The organism is Celeribacter litoreus (assembly GCF_020165855.1).
GTDB lineage: Bacteria > Pseudomonadota > Alphaproteobacteria > Rhodobacterales > Rhodobacteraceae > Celeribacter > Celeribacter litoreus.
This window is the reverse complement of record NZ_JAIUFY010000005.1, coordinates 966,275-985,362: the sequence shown is the minus strand read 5'-3', so window position 1 is coordinate 985,362 and position 19,088 is coordinate 966,275. Positions and strand designations below refer to the sequence as shown.

At 59.2% G+C, this 19,088-nt stretch carries 16 protein-coding genes; 5 read left to right on the top strand and 11 right to left on the bottom strand.

What is annotated here, in order from left to right:
* Window position 1: 1 nt before the first annotated feature.
* Window positions 2-1,498 (bottom strand): sensor histidine kinase, encoded by a 1,497-nt coding sequence (locus LA304_RS06870; protein ID WP_224502365.1) that lies wholly within the window; start codon window positions 1,496-1,498, stop codon window positions 2-4.
* Window positions 1,473-2,210, bottom strand: a complete 738-nt coding sequence (locus LA304_RS06865; protein ID WP_224502364.1) for a response regulator transcription factor — start codon at window positions 2,208-2,210, stop codon at window positions 1,473-1,475. Before LA304_RS06865 ends, LA304_RS06870 begins: the two co-directional genes overlap by 26 nt.
* 196 nt (window positions 2,211-2,406) lie before the next feature.
* On the opposite strand from LA304_RS06865, the gene LA304_RS06860 reads away from it, so the two are divergent.
* The 4 genes from LA304_RS06860 to LA304_RS06845 all read left to right on the top strand — a co-directional run bounded on the left by LA304_RS06860 (window position 2,407) and on the right by LA304_RS06845 (window position 6,615).
* The gene (locus LA304_RS06860; protein WP_396022176.1) at window positions 2,407-3,651 is read left to right on the top strand and encodes an ABC transporter substrate-binding protein; all 1,245 of its coding nucleotides are present in this window, start codon (window positions 2,407-2,409) and stop codon (window positions 3,649-3,651) included.
* Window positions 3,652-3,759: 108 nt separating this feature from the next.
* Complete coding sequence (locus LA304_RS06855; RefSeq protein ID WP_224502363.1) at window positions 3,760-4,632, top strand: carbohydrate ABC transporter permease; 873 nt, start codon at window positions 3,760-3,762, stop codon at window positions 4,630-4,632.
* Entirely contained in the window at window positions 4,625-5,512 is an 888-nt protein-coding gene (locus LA304_RS06850) for a carbohydrate ABC transporter permease (protein WP_224502362.1), read from the top strand. The genes LA304_RS06855 and LA304_RS06850 overlap by 8 nt, the downstream gene beginning before the upstream one ends.
* Before the next feature lie 5 nt (window positions 5,513-5,517).
* Window positions 5,518-6,615 (top strand): ABC transporter ATP-binding protein, encoded by a 1,098-nt coding sequence (locus tag LA304_RS06845; protein WP_224502361.1) that lies wholly within the window; start codon window positions 5,518-5,520, stop codon window positions 6,613-6,615.
* Between the two features lie 100 nt (window positions 6,616-6,715).
* Here LA304_RS06845 and LA304_RS06840 read toward each other — a convergent pair whose 3' ends face one another.
* From LA304_RS06840 to LA304_RS06810, 7 genes are all read right to left on the bottom strand, one after another.
* Window positions 6,716-8,182 (bottom strand): mannitol dehydrogenase family protein, encoded by a 1,467-nt coding sequence (locus LA304_RS06840; protein ID WP_224502360.1) that lies wholly within the window; start codon window positions 8,180-8,182, stop codon window positions 6,716-6,718.
* A 117-nt stretch (window positions 8,183-8,299) separates the two neighbouring features.
* Window positions 8,300-9,304 (bottom strand): ABC transporter ATP-binding protein, encoded by a 1,005-nt coding sequence (locus LA304_RS06835; protein ID WP_224502359.1) that lies wholly within the window; start codon window positions 9,302-9,304, stop codon window positions 8,300-8,302.
* Between the two features lie 24 nt (window positions 9,305-9,328).
* The gene (locus tag LA304_RS06830; protein WP_224502358.1) at window positions 9,329-10,159 is read right to left on the bottom strand and encodes a carbohydrate ABC transporter permease; all 831 of its coding nucleotides are present in this window, start codon (window positions 10,157-10,159) and stop codon (window positions 9,329-9,331) included.
* Window positions 10,160-10,171: 12 nt separating this feature from the next.
* Window positions 10,172-11,038: a carbohydrate ABC transporter permease gene (locus LA304_RS06825; protein WP_224502357.1), complete on the bottom strand. Its 867-nt coding sequence runs from the start codon at window positions 11,036-11,038 to the stop codon at window positions 10,172-10,174.
* A 117-nt stretch (window positions 11,039-11,155) separates the two neighbouring features.
* The gene (locus tag LA304_RS06820; RefSeq protein ID WP_224502356.1) at window positions 11,156-12,457 is read right to left on the bottom strand and encodes an ABC transporter substrate-binding protein; all 1,302 of its coding nucleotides are present in this window, start codon (window positions 12,455-12,457) and stop codon (window positions 11,156-11,158) included.
* 146 nt (window positions 12,458-12,603) lie between these two features.
* The gene (locus tag LA304_RS06815; RefSeq protein ID WP_224502355.1) at window positions 12,604-13,635 is read right to left on the bottom strand and encodes a LacI family DNA-binding transcriptional regulator; all 1,032 of its coding nucleotides are present in this window, start codon (window positions 13,633-13,635) and stop codon (window positions 12,604-12,606) included.
* A 155-nt stretch (window positions 13,636-13,790) separates the two neighbouring features.
* The gene (locus LA304_RS06810; RefSeq protein ID WP_224502354.1) at window positions 13,791-14,255 is read right to left on the bottom strand and encodes an Lrp/AsnC family transcriptional regulator; all 465 of its coding nucleotides are present in this window, start codon (window positions 14,253-14,255) and stop codon (window positions 13,791-13,793) included.
* Between the two features lie 113 nt (window positions 14,256-14,368).
* Here LA304_RS06810 and putA point away from each other — a divergent pair, with 113 nt between their 5' ends.
* A complete protein-coding gene (gene putA / locus LA304_RS06805) occupies window positions 14,369-17,776 on the top strand; it encodes a bifunctional proline dehydrogenase/L-glutamate gamma-semialdehyde dehydrogenase PutA (protein ID WP_224502353.1) in 3,408 nt (1,135 codons plus the stop codon).
* A gap of 40 nt (window positions 17,777-17,816) precedes the next feature.
* Here putA and LA304_RS06800 read toward each other — a convergent pair whose 3' ends face one another.
* Window positions 17,817-18,452: a ChrR family anti-sigma-E factor gene (locus LA304_RS06800; protein ID WP_224502352.1), complete on the bottom strand. Its 636-nt coding sequence runs from the start codon at window positions 18,450-18,452 to the stop codon at window positions 17,817-17,819.
* The gene (locus LA304_RS06795; protein ID WP_224502492.1) at window positions 18,445-18,969 is read right to left on the bottom strand and encodes a sigma-70 family RNA polymerase sigma factor; all 525 of its coding nucleotides are present in this window, start codon (window positions 18,967-18,969) and stop codon (window positions 18,445-18,447) included. The genes LA304_RS06800 and LA304_RS06795 overlap by 8 nt, the downstream gene beginning before the upstream one ends.
* Between the last annotated feature and the right edge of the window lie 119 nt (window positions 18,970-19,088).

The window sequence follows — 19,088 nt, the reverse complement described above, 5'->3', positions numbered from 1 at the left end:
TTCAGCCGCGCGGAATGTCGAGGCAGGCGCGAAGACCATGCGCGCCTTGTTCGAACCAGAGACGCCCGCCATGCTGTTCCGCAACGGTTGCAACGATGGTGAGGCCGAGCCCGAAGCCCGACACTGTGCCCACGTTTTCCCCACGTTCGAACGGGGCAAAAACGGCATCGATGTCCTCTGGTGACATGTCGGAGCCTTCGTCCTCCACAATGATCACAACGCGGTCATAGGTGGTTTCCAACCCGACCGACGCACGCCGCCCGTATTTGAGCGCGTTGTCGATGAGGTTTGCAATTGCACGCTTGAGTGACACAGGCCGGGCTGTCACGACAACATGCTCCGGCCCCGGCACCCACATTTGCCCGCGTTTGGAGGAAAAGAGCGACCCGCTCCCCTCGATCATGCGCGGCTTCATCGGAATGAGACTCACGGGGTGATCCATGTCCTCATAGTCATCGACCATAGCCGCGAGCAGGCTGTCGAGCGACAACTCGCGCGGCGTCTCCGCCGCGAGTTCGGCGCGCGTATAGGTGAGCACGCTTTCGATCATGTCGGTCATCTGTTCGATATCGCCGACGAATTTGTCACGAAGGTCTGGATCAGAGATCAAATTGGCACGGAGTTTCAGACGCGTTGCCGGTGTGCCGAGATCATGACTGACCCCCGAGAGCACGATCACGCGTTTACGCAACTGCTCGCGCTCCGCCTCAAGGGTCATATTGACCGCCGCAACGATCTCCTGAAGCTCCGCAGGGCCGTCGACGCTATAGCTCTCCGGTCCACCAAGACGTCGCCGATTGCGAAGGGCTGCCGCGAACTGTTCAAATCGTGCGGAAGTATCAAGCGCCCAAGTCGAAAGCGCGGCGAGCGCGACGACAGTGAGGAGAATGGCAAAGAGCCTGTAATCCCTTGGCGCGGCTTCACAGCCCCAGAGGGCAGTTCCGTCAATTTCGAGCCATGGTTGATCCCCGAGTTGCGCGTAGAGCAGAGGCTCGGAACAGAAAGTCGCGAGTGACCGTGTGAGCGCACCGAAGGCGAGCGCGACAGGCTGCCCCTCGGTGGATGGCAAATCCGAGACCGCATAGCGCAGGGCCGGAGATACGATCCCGAGTTTGAGTTCCTGCCCCGAGAGACGGTCCGGACTATTGCCCAGAAAGGACACGGTTGTGACAAATGCGGGTTTTGGGGCGCTCTCGATCTGCCCGAAATCCCCACCGTCCGCGAGGCTCGCATCGCGCGGCGGGAGCGGGGACAAGACGATGCCCTCTGGCATTGCGGTCCCGACCCGCATCGTCTCATAGAGCGCGACACCCGCGAGGTAGTTCTTTGACAGATGCGCTTGCCAGTTGAGCGCCGAAGAAAACCAGAGCCATCCGGCCAGAAACGCCGACAGGAAACTCGCACAGATCAATACGAGCCCCAAGGTGCTCAACCGCACTCTGTGCAGCAGAGGTCCGGCAGACTCCGCCACCTTATCCGGCCTCATCAAGAGCGACATCACAGGCGAGCACATAGCCCACCCCGCGCTCTGTTTTCAGCAGATCAGGGGATTTGGGGTTATTCTCGATTTTGCCACGCAGTCGTCCGACCAGCACGTCAATCGCGCGACCCGATCCTTCGTCCGTTTGCCCTCCTCCTGTCACATCCAGCGCCGCCGCGATTTCCTCGCGGGTGAGGGGAATACGTGGATTGGCAAGGAACACTTTCAACAGCGCCGTCTCTTTGCGCGAAAGGGCGACCTGAAATCCCTTGGGCGAGGCGAGATCATCGCGCTTGGCGTCATAGGTCCAGCCGTCAAAGCGATAGGTCGAGACCGACCGGCGATAGACGAGCGAGGACGAGCGCCGCGCCCGATGCAGCACCGCGCGCACCCGCGCGAGTAGCAAATCGAGATTGAACGGCTTTGCGATATAGTCGTCCGCACCGACCTCATATCCCGCCATCCGCTGGTGATCTGCCGAGAGAGCCGAGACGAAAATGATCGGCACATCTTGTTCCGAACGCAGATGGGAGCAAATCTCCACCCCGTTCTCGTCACCCAGCATGACATCAAGCAAGATCAGATCGACACGACCCGCCGCGAGATGCTCGCGGATGGCCGCCTCACTGTCACAGGGCAACGCGATGAAACCGTGCTGCTGCAGAAACTGCACCATCATCTCACGGACCTCACGATCATCATCGACCACGAGCAAACGTGGTATCGCCATACGTCTTCTCCCCCTCTTCCGGATGCCTTTCCTGCTCCGGATTCTGCCCCTTCGTAACAGTTGGTAACAAAACGGCAAAATTTGTCACCATTTGCGCCTTTCCAACCGCATCCAAGTGTTGCGTCAACCGTCTGCGAGCGCAACACTTGTGATCGTACCGCCCACATAGGCGGCTGCGATTTTTGGGAGGAAATCTATGAAACATTACGTAAAAATGGCCGCGTCGGCCATCGCTTTGACCTGTGCAACTGCAGCATTTGCAGAGCCACAAGCCGAGGTCCTTCATTACTGGACATCCGGCGGCGAAGCGAAGTCCGTGGCTGTTCTGCAGCAAGAATTTGCGGACAACGGCGGCACCTGGATCGACATGCCGGTGGCTGGCGGTGGCGGCGATGCAGCCATGACCGCACTGCGTGCCCGCGTGCTCTCCGGCAACGCGCCGACCGCTGTTCAGCTCAAAGGCCCGGCCATTCAGGAATGGTATGAAGAAGGCGTGCTCGCCGACATCTCCGCCGTGGCCGAAGCCGAAGGCTGGGCAGATGTCCTGCCGGCCTCGATCGCAGGTCACATGAAATGCGACGACATCTGGTGCGCCGCACCTGTGAACGTGCACCGCGTGGACTGGATCTGGGCCAACGCCGACGTGCTCGAAGCCAACGGCATCACCATGCCGACCACATGGGACGAGTTCAACGCCGCCGCTGAAAAGCTCCAAGCCGCAGGCATCACCCCGCTCGCGCATGGTGGTCAGGCCTGGCAGGACGCAACGGTGTTTGAAGCTGTCGCCCTCGGCATTCTCGGTCCGGACGGGTTCCGCAAAGCCTTTGTCGATCTTGACATGGACACACTGAAATCCGATGGAATGGTCGCTGTATTCGACCAGATGCGCACCCTGCGCGGCTACGTTGACGACAACTTCTCCGGCCGTGACTGGAACCTCGCCACCGCCATGGTGATCAATGGCGAAGCCGGTTTCCAGATCATGGGCGACTGGGCAAAAGGTGAGTTCATCGCCGCAGGCAAAGTGCCGGGTGACGATTTCCTCTGCCTCTCCACACCGGGTGACGGCTTCCTCTACAACGTGGACAGCTTTGCCATGTTCGACGTGGATGGCGCCGACAAGAAGGCTGGTCAGGAACTGCTCGCAAAACTGACGGTCGGCAAGAACTTCCAGAAAGTGTTCAACCTCAACAAGGGCTCCATTCCGGCCCGCACCGACGTTGACCTCGCGGACTTCGATAGCTGCGCGCATTTGTCTTCCGATGATATGAGCGCAAGTGCGGACAATGGCTCTCTGCTGCCGTCCTATGCACATGGCATGGCCCTTCGTGGTGCACAAGCGGGCGCGATCACTGACGTTGTCACGGCGCATTTCAACTCTGACATGTCCTCTGCAGACGCTGTTCAGATGTTGGCCGACGCTGTCGCGAACTCCATGTAATCCCCCCAGCGAACCCCGCGGCCTTTTCAGGTTGCGGGGTTCGTTTACTTATGCGCCGCCCCATCGGACGCGGCAGTCATCATGTCACCCCATTCAGGGATAAGAACAATGACCGAATGGCTTGAACGTCACATACCAAAGATGGTCCTCGCGCCCTCTTTCATTGCGATCCTCGTCTTCGTCTACGGCTTCATTGCCTGGACAGGCTGGGTCTCGCTCACAAGATCCAAACTCCTGCCGAAATACGACATCGTCGGCCTGATCCAATACGAGCGACTGTTTGACTCGCCCCGTTGGGACACCGCGCTGACAAACCTGTGGATTTTCGGCGGTCTCTTCATCACCACCGCGATGGTTCTCGGGCTTATGCTCGCCATCCTGCTCGATCAGAAAATCCGGGTCGAAGGCGCTCTGCGCACGATCTACCTCTACCCGATGGCCCTCTCGATGATCGTGACGGGCACCGCGTGGAAATGGATCATGAACCCGGGTCTCGGCCTGCAAAAAATGGTTCAGGACTGGGGCTTTGAGAACTTCACCTTTGATTGGGTGATCAACCCTGATCGCGCCATCTACGCTGTCGTTATCGCAGGCGTCTGGCAAAGCTCCGGCTTTGTGATGGCACTCTTCCTCGCGGGTCTGCGCTCCGTCGATGGCGAGATCATCAAAGCCGCACAAGTCGATGGCATCCCGAACTGGCGCATCTATACGGCGATCATCATTCCGTCGATGGCCCCCGTGTTCCTGTCGGCGTTCATCGTGCTCGCCCACCTCGCCATCAAAAGCTTCGACCTCGTCATCGCACTCACTGGTGGCGGACCGGGCTATGCGACCGATCTACCCGCAACCTACATGTACGCGATGGCCTTCTCGCGTGGCGACATCGGACAGGCGGCCTCTTCCGCCATGGTCATGATGGCCGTCGTCTTTGCGATCATCGTGCCTTACCTTTACTCCGAATTGAGGGCGAAACATGACTGATACGGCCCTTCACACAAACAGCCGCAGCCCGGGCGTCATCGTCCTGCGTTGGGGGCTCTTTCTCATCCTCGGGCTCTTTGCGCTCTTTTATCTCATGCCGCTCTTCGTGATGTTGACCACATCTTTGAAAAGCCTTGAAGAAATCCGCACAGGATCGCTCGTTGCCCTGCCCCGCGAGGTTACGTTCGAAGCGTGGCGCACCGCGTGGTCCGGCGCCTGCACCGGCATCCAATGTGAGGGCCTGCGCCCATACTTCTGGAACTCCGTGATCCTCGCCATCCCCGCCGTCGCGATCTCCACGATCCTCGGCGCGATGAACGGCTACGTGATTGCCCAGTGGAAATTCAAAGGCGCGAACTTCGTCTTCTCGCTTTTGCTCTTTGGATGCTTCATCCCGTTCCAGGTCGTCCTGCTACCGATGGCACGCATGCTCGGCCTCCTCGGGATCGCTGGCACCATTCCCGGACTGATCTTCGTGCACGTGATCTACGGCCTCGGCTTCACGACACTGTTCTTCCGCAACTACTACGTCACGATCCCCGCAGAACTGGTGAAAGCGGCGAAAGTGGATGGCGCGGGCTTCTTCCGGATCTTCTGGTCGATCTTCCTGCCGCTTTCCCTGCCGATCATCGTTGTGACCATCATCTGGCAGTTCACGCAGATCTGGAACGACTTCCTCTTCGGCGTTTCGTTCAGTCAGGCGGGCACACAACCAGTCACGGTTGCGCTCAACAACATCGTCAACTCCACCACCGGCGTCAAAGAATACAACGTGGACATGGCCGCAGCGATCATCGCCGCGCTCCCGACCCTCCTCGTTTATGTCGTCGCTGGCAAATACTTCATCCGCGGTCTCACCGCCGGGTCTGTCAAAGGATAAGTCTCATGGCACCGATCCTCGATATCAAAAACCTCTATAAAAGCTACGGCACCGTTGAGATCCTCAAAGACATCAACGTCGCCATCGAGCCGGGTGATTTTCTCGTCCTCGTCGGTCCTTCGGGCTGCGGTAAATCCACGCTGCTGAACTGCATTGCGGGTTTGGAGCCGATCACCTCCGGTTCCATCGCAATCGGCGGCAAGGACATGACGCATGTCAGCCCCAAAGACCGCGACATCGCGATGGTCTTCCAGTCCTACGCCCTTTACCCGACCATGTCGGTGGCGAAGAACATCACCTTCGGCATGAAAGTGCGCGGGGTCGATCAGGAGACACAGGACCGCAAACTCAAGGAGGTCGCCCATCAGCTCCAGATCACCGACTACCTGAACCGCCGTCCCGGTCAGCTCTCCGGTGGTCAGCGGCAGCGCGTGGCGATGGGACGTGCGCTCGTCCGTGATCCGAAACTGTTCCTCTTCGACGAGCCGCTCTCGAACCTCGATGCGAAACTGCGCGTGGAGATGCGGGCAGAGATCAAGAAGCTGCACCACAACCTCGGCGCCACCATGGTCTATGTGACCCACGACCAGATCGAGGCGATGACTCTCGCAACCAAGATCGTCGTGCTCAAAGGCGGCATCGTGCAACAGATCGGGAGCCCGTCGGAGATCTACAACCGTCCGGCCAACCTGTTTGTGGCCGACTTCATGGGCAGCCCTGCGATGAACCTCATCCCCGCGAAAACCAAGCGGAACGGGACAGGCATGCTCATCGAGATCGAGCGCGCCGGTGGCGAGATTATCACCCTGCACGACCACCACACCGAGAGCCTGCCGGAAAATGTGATTATTGGCGTGCGTCCCGAGGACATCGCTGAGGCAGGCTTCCGCGCGGGTGAGGATGTGCAAGAGGCAGAATGCCTAGTCGATATGGTCGAGCACGCAGGCGCAGACACCTATGTCGTCTCGCACCTCGGCGGGAGAAACGTCACGGCGCGTCTACACGCGGAGACCTCCGCGCATCCGGGCGAGGCGCTCAAGCTGGCGTTCGATCTCTCGAAAGTCTCCTACTTTGCACCTGACACAGGTGAGCGGCTCAACTGAGCCGCTACTATTGCGACACATAAAACGGGCCTCTCAATCGAGAGGCCCGTTTCTTGTTGGCGATGAAGGAACGACCACCGCCGACTGGAGGTTTTGTTGGTTAACTGGCGACGTATGCGTCGATAGCCGCCGCCATGCCCTCGGCCCAAATCAGGCGCAGATACTTGTCGAACGCTTCTGCAAAGCGTGGCTCCTGCCCGAGATCGCCATAGAACTGCGTCATGCCGAGCCATGCAGACGGATCGTCTTTGGCGCGTTTCGCGGTCTCGGTGAGCAGATCCCAGAACGGATCATTCGGCAAAATCTCGGTACCGTCCTCCCGCGCGCCCTCACACATTCGCGCCCAAGACGCTTCCACGAGGGCGAGTCCTTCAATCGGCGTGCCTTTGGCAAGGCCCTCGCGGATCGACGGGATGAGAAAGCCGGAGTGACGGGACGACCCATCAAACGCCACGCGGCGGGTCGTGTCGACGATCATCGGGTTGGAGAACCGGCGCTCGATCAAGGCCACATAGTCCTCGGGCGTCATACCAGGCACGGCGTGGACATGCGGCACAATCTCTTCGGTCTCGACCTTCCGGAACAACGCCGCGATTTTCTCATGCGCCATGCACTCGGAAATATGCGCCACGGACAGGATTTCACCCGGGTCGGAGATCACTTGATGCCCGCCGTTGAGAATGCGAATTTTCATCGTCTCGTAGCTGTGCACATCGTCGGAGAACGTCGCGCCCGCTTTGTCCCAGTCCGGACGTCCCGCGCAGAAATCATCTTCGATGACCCACTGGCGGAAGTTCTCGTGTGTGACGGGCACGAGGTCTTCGATGCCTGTCTCGGCGGCAAGCTTGAGTTCCTTCTCCCCCGTCGCGGGCACGATGCAGTCGACCATCGCGTTCGGGAAGCTGCAGTTCTCTTCGATCCAGTCGGCAAGCTCCGGATCGGACAGTCGCGCGAGCGACACGACGGTCTGACGCAAAATTGCGCCATTGTTTTGGAGGTTGTCACAACACTGACCGGTGAACGGACCCACGCCACGATCACGGCGCAGTTTAAGAGCCGCAACAATGGCCCCGAACGCAGTGCGCGGCGTGAACATGTTCTCCGCATCATGCACAATATCAGGATGGCTGGCGTCGAACCCTTTGGTCGCGGGATCAATGAAATACCCGCCCTCGGTCACGGTCAGCGCGACGATGCGGATGTCCGGCTGCGCCATACGTTCGATCAGAGCGCCATTGCCCTCCTCGATCGGCAAATAGTCGATCATGGAACCAACGACCTCCACCGACGAACCGCTCGGGTCCAGCTCAATAAGGGTGGTCATGCAGTCCTGAGCGATGAGTTTTTCACGCATGGCCGCATCATAGGGGCGCACGCCAGCGCCGATGATGGCCCAATCATGGGCAAGCCCCTGCTGCATCAAACGATGGAGATACCAGCTCTGGTGCGCTCGGTGAAAATTGCCCAATCCGATGTGAACGATCCCGGGCGTGAGATGGCTCCGGTCGTAACGCGGGCGCTCTACGCCCTCGGGCAATTGATCCAATGTCGCGTTGCACAGTTTCATCGCGGTCGTCCTTTGAGATGCAGCATGTTCGATGCTCTGGTGCCGCGCCCGTTCGTTGGGTGACGGGCGGCGAACAGTTCGAAATCCGCGCGCACCGAAGCGTCGCGCGGGAAAAGATCAGGCGATCCGGAGACCTTGGTCGTCGAACCGGTGGATGACGTCGGCACGCGGAGTGAGGAAGATGCGATCGCCGTATTTGAAATCCACTTCGCCGTTCATCCGGACGGTGATGGCCTCACCCAATCCCGTGTCATGGATATGTAGGAAAGTGTCGGAGCCGAGGTGCTCGGACACACCCACGCGTCCTTCCCATGCACCGGCCTCGGCAGACGCTTTGATATGCTCCGGACGGATGCCAATCGTATGCGCGTCATACTTCGCAGCCTCGGGGCCCTCGATCAGGTTCATTTTCGGACTACCGATGAAACCCGCCACAAAGGTGTTGCGCGGCGTTTGGTAGAGTTCGAGCGGAGAGCCGACCTGTTCGATATTGCCTTTGCGGAGCACAACGATCTTGTCCGCCATGGTCATGGCTTCGACCTGATCGTGCGTCACGTAGATCATCGTGGTCTCAAGGCGTTTGTGCAGCTCGGAGATTTCGAGACGCATCCCCACACGCAGCGCCGCGTCGAGGTTCGACAGCGGCTCATCAAAGAGGAACGCCGCAGGTTCACGGACGATCGCACGGCCGATTGCGACACGCTGACGCTGACCACCGGAGAGCTGACCGGGGCGCCGGTCGAGGTAGTCCGTGAGGTTCAAAACCGCAGCCGCGCCTTCAACACGCTTGTTGATCTCGGCCTGATCCATTTTCGCCATCCGCAGCGGGAACGCGATGTTTTTGCGCACGGACATGTGGGGGTAGAGCGCGTAGCTCTGGAACACCATCGCCAAACCGCGTTTTGCGGGTGGCACATTCGTGGCGTCCTCACGGTCGATCCGGATCTGGCCGGAACTGACATCTTCGAGACCCGCAATCAGGCGCAGAAGCGTGGATTTACCGCAGCCGGAAGGGCCAACGAAGACCGTGAATTCGCCATCATCAATGGTGAGATCCAGCGGCGGGATGACTTCTACGTCGCCGAAGCGCTTGGTGACTTTGTCGAGGGTGATACGTCCCATGTGTCTTGTCCTTAATTCGCTGGTTTACTTCACTGCGCCGAACGTCAGTCCGCGCACGAGTTGTTTCTGGCTGAACCAGCCGAGGATGAGGATTGGAGCGATGGCCATCGTGGAGGCCGCCGAGAGTTTCGCGTAGAAGAGGCCTTCGGGGCTCGAATAGCTGGCGATGAAGGCCGTCAGAGGGGCTGCTTTTGCCGCCGTCAGGTTGAGGGTCCAGAAGGCTTCGTTCCACGCAAGAATGATGTTGAGCAGGATGGTGGATGCGATCCCGGGCACAGCCATCGGCGTGAGCACATAAATGATCTCTTCCTTGAGCGTAGCACCGTCCATCCGCGCCGCTTCGAGGATTTCACCGGGGATTTCCTTGAAGTAGGTGTAGAGCATCCAGACGATGATCGGCAGGTTGATCAGCATGATCACGACGACCAGACCGATACGGGTATCGAGGATGCCGAGGCGGATGAAGATCAGGTAGATCGGGTAGAGCACGCCCACGGCAGGAAGCATCTTGGTCGAGAGCATCCACATCAGGATGTCTTTGGTCCGCCGCGAGGGCACGAAGGCCATCGACCATGCGGCGGGCACCGCGATGATCACACCGAGGAGCGTGGAGCCGCCCGCAATGATGACCGAGTTCCAGAGGAAGCGCATGTAGTTGGAGCGCTCCTGCACGACGGCGTAGTTTTCGAGCGTCCAGTCGAAGTTCAGAAAGATCGGCGGGCTCGCGATGGCCTGCGCCTCGGTCTTGAAGCTCGTGAGGATCGTCCAGAGGATCGGAAAGAAGATCAGGAGGCCCACAGCCCATGCGAGGGCTGTATTGAGCGCTTTGCGTTGGTTTGTAACAGATCGTGCCATGTGTCTTTCCCCTCAAGCGTCCAGGTTTTTGCCGACAATGCGCATCAGGAAGATGGCAACGATATTGGCGAGGATGATGGCGTAGACACCACCGGCGGAGCCGAGACCGACGTTCTGGCTTTCGAGCACGCGCTGATAGATGAGATAAGTCAGCGTGCGGGTGCCGAAGGCGCCTTGGGTGGTCACGAAAATCTCTGCGAAAATCCCCAAGAGGAAGATCGTTTGGATGAGCAGAACCACAGTCATTGCGCGGCTCAGGTGCGGCAGAACGATGAACCAGAAGCGCTTGAGCACAGGGGCACCGTCCATCTCCGCCGCCTCGAGTTGCTCACTGTCGAGCGACTGGATCGCGGTCAGAAGAATAAGGGTTGCAAAGGGGAGCCACTGCCAGCTCACGATCAAGATGATCGACTGAAGCGACGCCTGACTGAGCCATTCGAGCGGCTCTGCGCCAAAGAATTTCCAGAGGTGTGCAAACAGACCGTTCACAGGATCCATGAAGATGTTCTTCCACACGAGCGCGGACACCGTCGGCATGACGAAGAACGGCGCGATGACGAGGATACGGACAATCCCCTGCCCCCACATCGGCTGATCCAGAAGGATCGCAAGCAGAACACCGAACACGAGGGTGATCACGAGCACGCCACCGACGATAATCAGCGTCGCGGAAACCGCGGGCCAGAAGGCGCTAGAGGACACAAATCGGGCGTAGTTTTCGAAACCGACCCATCCAAGATCCCCGCCACGCAGCGGCAGGTATTTCTTGAACGAGAAGATCAGCGTCATGGTGAGCGGGACGAGCATCCATCCAAGGAGGAGGATAACTGCGGGCGCCATCATGAGACGCGCGGCGGATCGGGAATGTTGGGTAGCCATTGGAAACACCTTTTCCTACGGACGGTCGGGCCGCCTCTGGTCGGATGAAACAGTCGATAGGGTGCCCCTGAACAACGAAGGGCGGTCGGATAACCGCCCTTCGCGTTGGGAGGTTGCTTAGTAGCCAGCGGCTTCCATAGCGTCGGTTGTGATCGCCTGGGCTTTTTCCAGAGCTTCCTCAACGGACTGCTGACCGGCGTAGACAGCGGAGAACTCTTGGCTGACTTCGGTCGCGATGCCTGCAAACTCCGGGATTGCGGCAAACTGAACACCGACATACGGAACCGGATCAACGGTCGGGTTGTTCGGGTCAGCCGACAGGATCGAGTCCAGAGTCATCTTGGCAAACGGAACTTCCATATAGTTCGGGTTCTCGTAGAGCGAGGTGCGCGCTCCCGGAGGCACGTTTGCCCAACCTTCTTTGGAGGCAACGAGCTCGATGTAGTCTTTCGAGGTCGCCCATTCGATGAACTGCTTGGCAGCATCGACGTTCTGCGTACCTGCCGGAATACCGAGCGCCCACGCCCAGAGCCAGTTGCCGTTTTTCTCGATGCCGTCTTTGTGCGGCGCGAGGGCAAAGCCGACTTTGTCAGCGACTTCGGAGTCGTTCGGGTTGGTCACGAAGGACGCAGCCACGGTCGCGTCGATCCACATGCCACACTTGCCTTGCTGGAAGAGCGACAGGTTTTCGTTGAAACCGTTGGTGGAGAAACCAGCGGGGCCGGATTCCTGCATCATGTCATTAAAGAACGTCAGCGTGTCATTCCAAGCTGCCGTATCAAACTGGGCGTTCCAGTCTTCGTCGAACCAGCGTGCGCCGAAGGAGTTGGACATCGCGGTGATGAATGCACCACCCTCACCCCAACCGGCCTTGCCGCGCAAACAGATGCCGTAGATTTCGTTGTCACGATCCGTGATCTTTGCAGCGGCATCGCGAATGAATTCCCACGTCGGGCTATCCGGCATTTCGACCCCAGCAGCTTCGAACAGGTCGGTGCGATACATGATCATGGAGCTTTCGCCGTAGAACGGTGCCGCATAGAGCGTGCCGTCGTGGGACAGACCGCCGCGCATGGCGGGCAGAATGTCGTCGACGTCGTATTCGGCGGACAGATCATCGAGCGGCACGAGCCAGCCGTTCGCACCCCAAATCGGGGTTTCGTACATGCCGATGGTCATAATGTCGAACTGGCCACCTTTGGTGGTGATGTCGGTCGTCACGCGCTGACGCAGGACGTTTTCTTCGAGAGTCACCCACTCGACCTCATGGCCGGTTTTTGCAGTGAAGTCCTCGGTCAGACCCTGCATGCGGATCATGTCCCCGTTGTTCACTGTTGCGATGGTGATGGTATCAGCCTGAGCTGCCCCCGTAACGAGCGCAAGCGCAGTCGCCGCACGAAGTGCGTTCTTCATAGACATCCTCTCCTCCCTGGTTTTTGGATGTGTAATTGGTGAGAACAGCCTAGCGACAAATAATGGTTCGCGTCAATATTACTTTTTACGCGCGTAAACTTTCAAGGGGTCGGGCGAAAAATTTAAGACAACTCAAAGAGATAAGTTAGCGCTCACGCTGAGCCACGCATTTCGAGGCGACCATCCAGATACATCACCTCTCGGGCAGTAGGACGGATTCCCGATTCGATCATCGCAAGGAGACGCTGCACGCTATTCTCCGAAATCGCGGCGTAATCCTGGGACACCGTCGTGAGCGTCGGACAGGTATAACGCGAGAACGGATGATCATCATGACCAGCAATCCGCAAAGCGCACCCGGCCCCGTGCCCGACACGCAGGCCCGCCTGATAGGCCGCAGACAAAACACCGATCGCGAGACGGTCGTTGCTACACAAGATCGTATTCGTCGGAAGCTTGCGCCCCGCAAACAATTCACTCGCCGCCTCAAAGCCAATCGCCTCGAAATCCCAGCCCTCGCCTTCAGCCTGTAGAACATGAGGCTTATGGCCAAGCCGCTCCATCGTCTCGATATAGGCCGCGCGACGCTTATGCGCGTTCGGGTTGGCGGGCGTGCGCATTTCAAAGAAACACGGAGGTTCACCAGTCCGGCACAAATACTCTACAATCAATGCGATAGATGTATGGTTATTCGATCCAACGAAAGCCTCCCCGACCCCATCTATATTGCTATCAAACAGGACGGTCGGCACATCTTCACAGAACTTCTTGAGCTTCTCGACATCCGAAACACGTCCAAGAGGGGCCATCAAAACGCCCGCAGGCTTGATCAGACGCAGGTTTTCAAGGTTGTCGATTTCCTGCTCCGGATCACCACGTGACCCGAGCAAAACAGGACGATACCCGGCCTCGGCGACAAGATCCCCGATACCGCGCGACACCTCTGCGAAGAACGGGTCGGACAGGTTCGGCACGACGATGCCGATATTTTTTGTCACGTTGCGGTTCTGATTTACCGCGAAAAAGTTGGGCGTGTAGTCATAGCGCTCCAGCGCCGCCTCAATCCGTTCGCGCGTGCGGGGACGGACGCTTTCTGGGTCGTTGAAGTATTTCGACACCGTCGGACGGGACAAACCGCTGACAGCAGCGAATTCATCCATATTTCTAATTTTGATGTCAGACATACCCGCTCCCTCATTGAAACTCACCCGCGCGGACGGAGCCGAGCCACCCCAAGCCCAACCTTCACTTGAGGCCATTATTTTCTTTTCGCGCGCAAAAAATCAATATTCTTCGCGCAAACCCCCAGATATGGCAGGACATTGCCGCACAGGTTGGGTCAGAGATTGACCCAGCTCTGCTCGATAATGGCCTCCATGGCGACGTAGCTTGTCGTAGACGTAACGTAGGGCAAGGTCGAGATTTTCTCTGCCATAATCTGCCGATAATGCGCCATGCTCCGTGACCGGAGCTTGACTTGATAATCAAACCCGCCCGCAATCATGTAACACTCTTCAACTTCGGGAACTTTCCGGATCGCGGCATTGAACTCCTCGAGCGCCTTTTGGCGTGTATCAGACACCGTAATCTCGACATAGGTGACGTTGGTGAGGCCGAGTTTCAACGGCGACAGGATTGCACGATAGCCGGTGATCAGCCCTGCATCTTCCATCTGCTTGATCCGGTAGGCGACCGGCGTTTTCGACAGCCCGACCTCTTTTGAAAGTTCCGTCACAGGAATCCGCGCGTTACGCACGAGCGCGTCGAGAATCTTCCGGTTTGTCGCGTCCAACTCAAAGCTCATCCTAAATATTCCCCGAAATTAGGTCTGATACACTAGCCAACAACCATAGTTTGGTCACTCTGTCTATTTTATCCGCGATATACTCGAGGAAATGTTTGCTCCCGGAGAACCTCATGCACAATGTGACCTACCCCTCGTTGGGTTTCTCGGCGAAATACGCCTCTGAGTCAGAACTGCTCGACACCCTGATCTCGACCGCGGCCCTGAGCGCCGACACACGTCAGGCCATCAGCAAACGCGCTGCTGTGCTCGTTGAACGCATCCGCACCGAGGCCAAGCCGACGCTCATGGAACACTTCCTTGCGGAATATGGTCTCTCGACACGCGAAGGTGTCGCCCTGATGTGTCTCGCCGAGGCCATGCTGCGCGTGCCGGACACCTTCACCATCGACGCCCTAATCGAGGACAAGATTGCGCCCTCCGAGTGGAACAAGCACCTCGGCACGGCAGCCTCCTCTCTCGTAAACGCCTCAACATGGGCGCTCATGCTCACGGGTAAGGTTCTCAAAGACGAACAGCCCGGTGTGGCTGGCGTCATGCGTGGTGCGGTCAAGCGTCTGGGTGAACCCGTCATCCGTGCCGCTGTCGGTCGTGCCATGAAGGAAATGGGGCGTCAGTTCGTCCTCGGCGAAACCATCGAAGGCGCGCTCAAGCGGGGCCGCGGGATGGAGGACAAGGGCTACACCTACTCCTTCGACATGCTCGGCGAAGCCGCCCGCACGCAGGCAGACGCAGCGCGCTACGCCCGCGACTATGCGAATGCAATCAAAGCCATCGGCGCCGCTGCGCGGTTCGACACCATCGTCGAGAACCCCGGCATTTCCGTCAAACTCTCCGCGCTTCACCCGCGCTATGAGGTTGCCCACGAAGAGCGCGTGATGCGCGAACTCGTGCCCGTCGTCTCAAACCTCGCGCGTCAGGCGAAAGAGGCTGGCATCGCTTTCCACATCGACGCAGAGGAACAGGACCGTCTGGCGCTGTCCTTCAAAGTCATCGACACAGTGCTCTCCGATGAGGTGCTCGCAGGCTGGGACGGCTTCGGCGTCGTCGTTCAAGCCTACGGCAAACGCGCGGGCGCGGCGATTGACGAGCTATACGCCATGGCCAACCGCTATGACCGCAAGATGAACATCCGTCTCGTCAAAGGCGCGTATTGGGACACAGAGATGAAACTCTCCCAAGTCGCAGGCATGCCCGGCTTCCCGCTTTTCACGACGAAGGCAGCGACCGATGTGTCATATATCTGCCTCGCCAAGAAACTGTTTGGCATGACCGATCGCCTCTTCCCGCAATTCGCGACGCACAACGCGCATACCGTCGCCGCTGTTCAGGAACTGGCCGAGGGTCGCCCGTTCGAATTCCAGCGCCTGCACGGCATGGGTGAGCGTCTGCATGACATCGTGCTGAAAGAGACCGAAGGCCACTGCCGCATCTACGCACCCGTGGGCGCCCACCAAGATCTTCTCGCCTATCTCGTGCGTCGCCTTCTCGAAAACGGTGCGAACTCGTCTTTCGTGCACCAGATCGTGGACGAAAACGTCTCTCCCGAAATGATCGCCCTCGATCCGTTCGAGGCGCTCGAAACCGCGAAAGCCCCGAGAACCCTTGTCGCTCCGTCGAAGATTTTCGGAGAAGAGCGTGTAAACGCGCGCGGCTGGGACCTCACGGATGAGGGCGTTCTGGCGGACCTCGCGTCCCGCCGCGACATCGACTTCCTTGAAGCCGCGCCGATTACAGTCACGGCCCCGACCGGCACACGTGTTCCAGTGATCAACCCTGCGACCGGAGACGAAATCGGCGCTGTCATTGAGGCCGACACGGCGACCGTTGAAAACGCGCTCGATGATGCCGCGATCTGGTCCGCGTCTCCGGCGGAGCGTGCGGCCGTGCTACGCCGTGCAGCCGATCTCTATGAGGCGAATGCCCCTGAAATCTTTAGCCTTCTCGCACGCGAGGCCGGAAAAAACTGGCCCGACGCCATCGGCGAAGTGCGTGAAGCTGTGGACTTCCTCCGTTACTACGCTGGCGAAGGAGAGGTTGACCCGCGTGACCCCCGTGGCGTCATCACCGCAATCAGCCCGTGGAACTTTCCGCTCGCAATTTTCACCGGCCAGATTTCCGCAGCTCTGATCGCAGGCAACGCCGTTCTCGCGAAACCGGCGGAAACCACCCCGCTCATCGCCCACCGCGCCGTCACTCTGCTCCACGAGGCTGGTGTGCCGCGCAATGTGTTGCAACTGCTGACGGGTCGCGGCTCTACCGTCGGCGCGGCGCTCACCTCTGATCCGCGGATCAAAGGTGTCGTCTTTACCGGCTCGACCGACACCGCCCAGCGCATCAACCGGACGATGGCCGAACATCTGACCCCCGGCACGCCGCTCATCGCCGAAACGGGTGGCCTCAATGCGATGATCGTGGACAGCACTGCGCTCGCGGAACAAGCGGTGCGCGACATCGTGGCCTCGGCCTTCCAATCCGCTGGTCAACGCTGTTCGGCGCTTCGCTGCCTCTACGTTCAGGAAGACAGTGCAGAGCATGTGATCAACATGATCAAGGGCGCGATGGATGAATTGAACCTCGGCAATCCGGACGCTCTAACGACCGACGTGGGGCCGGTGATTGACGAGAACGCGCAGCACGGCATCGCGCAATACATTGCGAAACACGCGAATTCTGTCCTGCACCAAGTGAGCGCGCCTGAGACTGGGACGTTCATCCCGCCGACCATGATCAAAGTGAACGGTATCAATGATCTGGAGCGTGAGATCTTCGGGCCTGTCCTTCATGTGGCGACCTTCAAATCCAAGAACCTCCTGAAGGTGGTGAACGAAATCAACGCCCGTGGCTTTGGCCTCACCTTCGGCCTGCACACCCGCATTGACGACCGTGTGCAAAGCGTGAGCGATGCTATTCACGTCGGCAACATCTACGTGAACCGCAACCAGATCGGCGCGATTGTGGGCTCTCAGCCGTTTGGCGGCGAAGGTCTCTCCGGCACGGGTCCGAAAGCGGGCGGCCCGCTCTACCTGTCACGGTTCTATGCCCCTGAGAACGGTGTGGCAGAAGGTGCGCACTTTGATCGCGACGCAAATGAGGCGTCACTTCTGGCAGCCCTTGCGGCGGACACGCCAGAGCGTATCGGAGAACGCCTGATGCCTGGCCCGACCGGTGAATTGAACCGCCTGACGTTCCACACCCGTCCGCCCGTGCTCTGCCTCGGGCCGGGGGCCGCGACCGCCGAGGCGCAACGGCAGGCTGTCGAAGCGCTTGGCGGGCATGCCGTGGTTCCGGACGGAAAAGTTTTCGCGAAGCATCTCGCGGAACTCGACGGGTTCTCCGGTGCGCTCTGGTGGGGGGATGAGGAAATCGGGCGGAAGATGTCCAAAGCACTTGCCTCCCGCGACGGCGCCATTCTGCCGCTGCTGACATCTCTCCCTGACGCAGCGCATGTGCTCCACGAACGCCACATGTGCGTGGACACCACGGCCGCAGGCGGCAACGCGGCGCTGCTCGCAGGCTGAAACGAAAACGGCGGCTGGAAATCAGCCGCCGTTTCTCATTTCAGATTTTGAAGATCGGTTGGAGCAAGCGTGGCATAAAGCTCTTGAACCGAAGCGGCGCGTCCGTCGCCGCGAGACAGATACAGGGCGGCCCCGCATCCGCAATCGGCGTGTGCTCCAGCTCAGGCCCAGCCACTTCCATGTCACCCACACCGAACCAGCCGGTCTCGTCGCTGAAGCTGCCTTGCAGAACGAGGGTCAGTTCGATCCCGTTATGACCATGATCAGGCACCGCCTGCCCCGGCGGGATATACAGCAGCCGCACAGACCCCTCGGAGTCTCCTGCCAGAACACTCTGGCGCACGCCGAGACCGAGAGACTTCCACTTTGGCGGACGGCCTTTGAGGGCCTCCATGATCGGCCCCGGATAGACACCGGACTTGCGATAAATCGGCTCCGGCTCATAGGGCACATCCAAAAGGTCCAGCAGTGCGGACTTTGTATCCGACGACACGGATTCCTCGGCGCAGCCTTCAAGAACCATACCACCCATCGCCTGATGGGCCTCATAGCCCGCACGGCATTCCAGACACATCGAGACATGCGTCGCCACCACGAGCGCATAGTGCTCGGGCAAAGATCCGACCGCATACGCGGCCAGAAGCGAGTCGGGGATATGATGCGAAATGTCAGTCATCGCGACGCATCTCCTTCAGTTCATGGCGCAATTTCTCCAGCCCCAAACGGATCCTCGATTTGATCGTGCCAAGCGGCACGCCCGTCTCGTTTTCGATCTCCTGATGGGTCAGGTCTCCGAAATACGCCTTTTCAATCATCTCGCGCTGCGACGCTCCGAGCTTCGCCAACGCTTTTCTCAACACGTCCGCTTCCTGCTCGACAGCCAGGATCTGGCTGGCGTCAGGTTCCGTTCCCGGCTCTTCTTTCAGAGCTTCGGGCAACGGGCGATTTTCTTTCCGGATCACGTCGATCTGCCGATTTCGGGCGATCTGGTAAATCCAGCCGGACACAGGGGCACGTCCGGGGTCGTACATGTGTGCCTTGTGCCAAACAGCGAGCATGACGTCTTGTACGACCTCCTCGGCTTGCCCTGCCGCCATGCCTGATCTCATCAAAAAACCCTTAAGGCGCGGCGCGAAGTGGTCGAAAAGCTTCGCGAACGAGACTTTGCACCGCGTGTCCCGGACCGCCAACATCCAAACGGTTTCTTCAGAAATCCGCTTTTCCGGCGCCGGATTCGACGTCGATTTCACTGTGGTCACGCGCTCTCCCGCCCCCATAAAGGGGACCTGTTGGTTCGTTTCAGGTATAGGTC

Coding starts and splice junctions, on each gene's coding strand:
- LA304_RS06825 (WP_224502357.1), bottom strand. CDS start 11,038: ATGGCTACCCAACATTCCCGATCCGCCGCGCGTCTCATGATGGCGCCC.
- LA304_RS06845 (WP_224502361.1), top strand. CDS start 5,518: ATGGCACCGATCCTCGATATCAAAAACCTCTATAAAAGCTACGGCACC.
- LA304_RS06840 (WP_224502360.1), bottom strand. CDS start 8,182: ATGAAACTGTGCAACGCGACATTGGATCAATTGCCCGAGGGCGTAGAG.
- LA304_RS06835 (WP_224502359.1), bottom strand. CDS start 9,304: ATGGGACGTATCACCCTCGACAAAGTCACCAAGCGCTTCGGCGACGTA.
- putA (WP_224502353.1), top strand. CDS start 14,369: ATGCACAATGTGACCTACCCCTCGTTGGGTTTCTCGGCGAAATACGCC.
- LA304_RS06855 (WP_224502363.1), top strand. CDS start 3,760: ATGACCGAATGGCTTGAACGTCACATACCAAAGATGGTCCTCGCGCCC.
- LA304_RS06795 (WP_224502492.1), bottom strand. CDS start 18,969: ATGTTGGCGGTCCGGGACACGCGGTGCAAAGTCTCGTTCGCGAAGCTT.
- LA304_RS06820 (WP_224502356.1), bottom strand. CDS start 12,457: ATGTCTATGAAGAACGCACTTCGTGCGGCGACTGCGCTTGCGCTCGTT.
- LA304_RS06830 (WP_224502358.1), bottom strand. CDS start 10,159: ATGGCACGATCTGTTACAAACCAACGCAAAGCGCTCAATACAGCCCTC.
- LA304_RS06850 (WP_224502362.1), top strand. CDS start 4,625: ATGACTGATACGGCCCTTCACACAAACAGCCGCAGCCCGGGCGTCATC.
- LA304_RS06800 (WP_224502352.1), bottom strand. CDS start 18,452: ATGACTGACATTTCGCATCATATCCCCGACTCGCTTCTGGCCGCGTAT.
- LA304_RS06870 (WP_224502365.1), bottom strand. CDS start 1,498: ATGTCGCTCTTGATGAGGCCGGATAAGGTGGCGGAGTCTGCCGGACCT.
- LA304_RS06810 (WP_224502354.1), bottom strand. CDS start 14,255: ATGAGCTTTGAGTTGGACGCGACAAACCGGAAGATTCTCGACGCGCTC.
- LA304_RS06815 (WP_224502355.1), bottom strand. CDS start 13,635: ATGTCTGACATCAAAATTAGAAATATGGATGAATTCGCTGCTGTCAGC.
- LA304_RS06865 (WP_224502364.1), bottom strand. CDS start 2,210: ATGGCGATACCACGTTTGCTCGTGGTCGATGATGATCGTGAGGTCCGT.
- LA304_RS06860 (WP_396022176.1), top strand. CDS start 2,407: ATGAAACATTACGTAAAAATGGCCGCGTCGGCCATCGCTTTGACCTGT.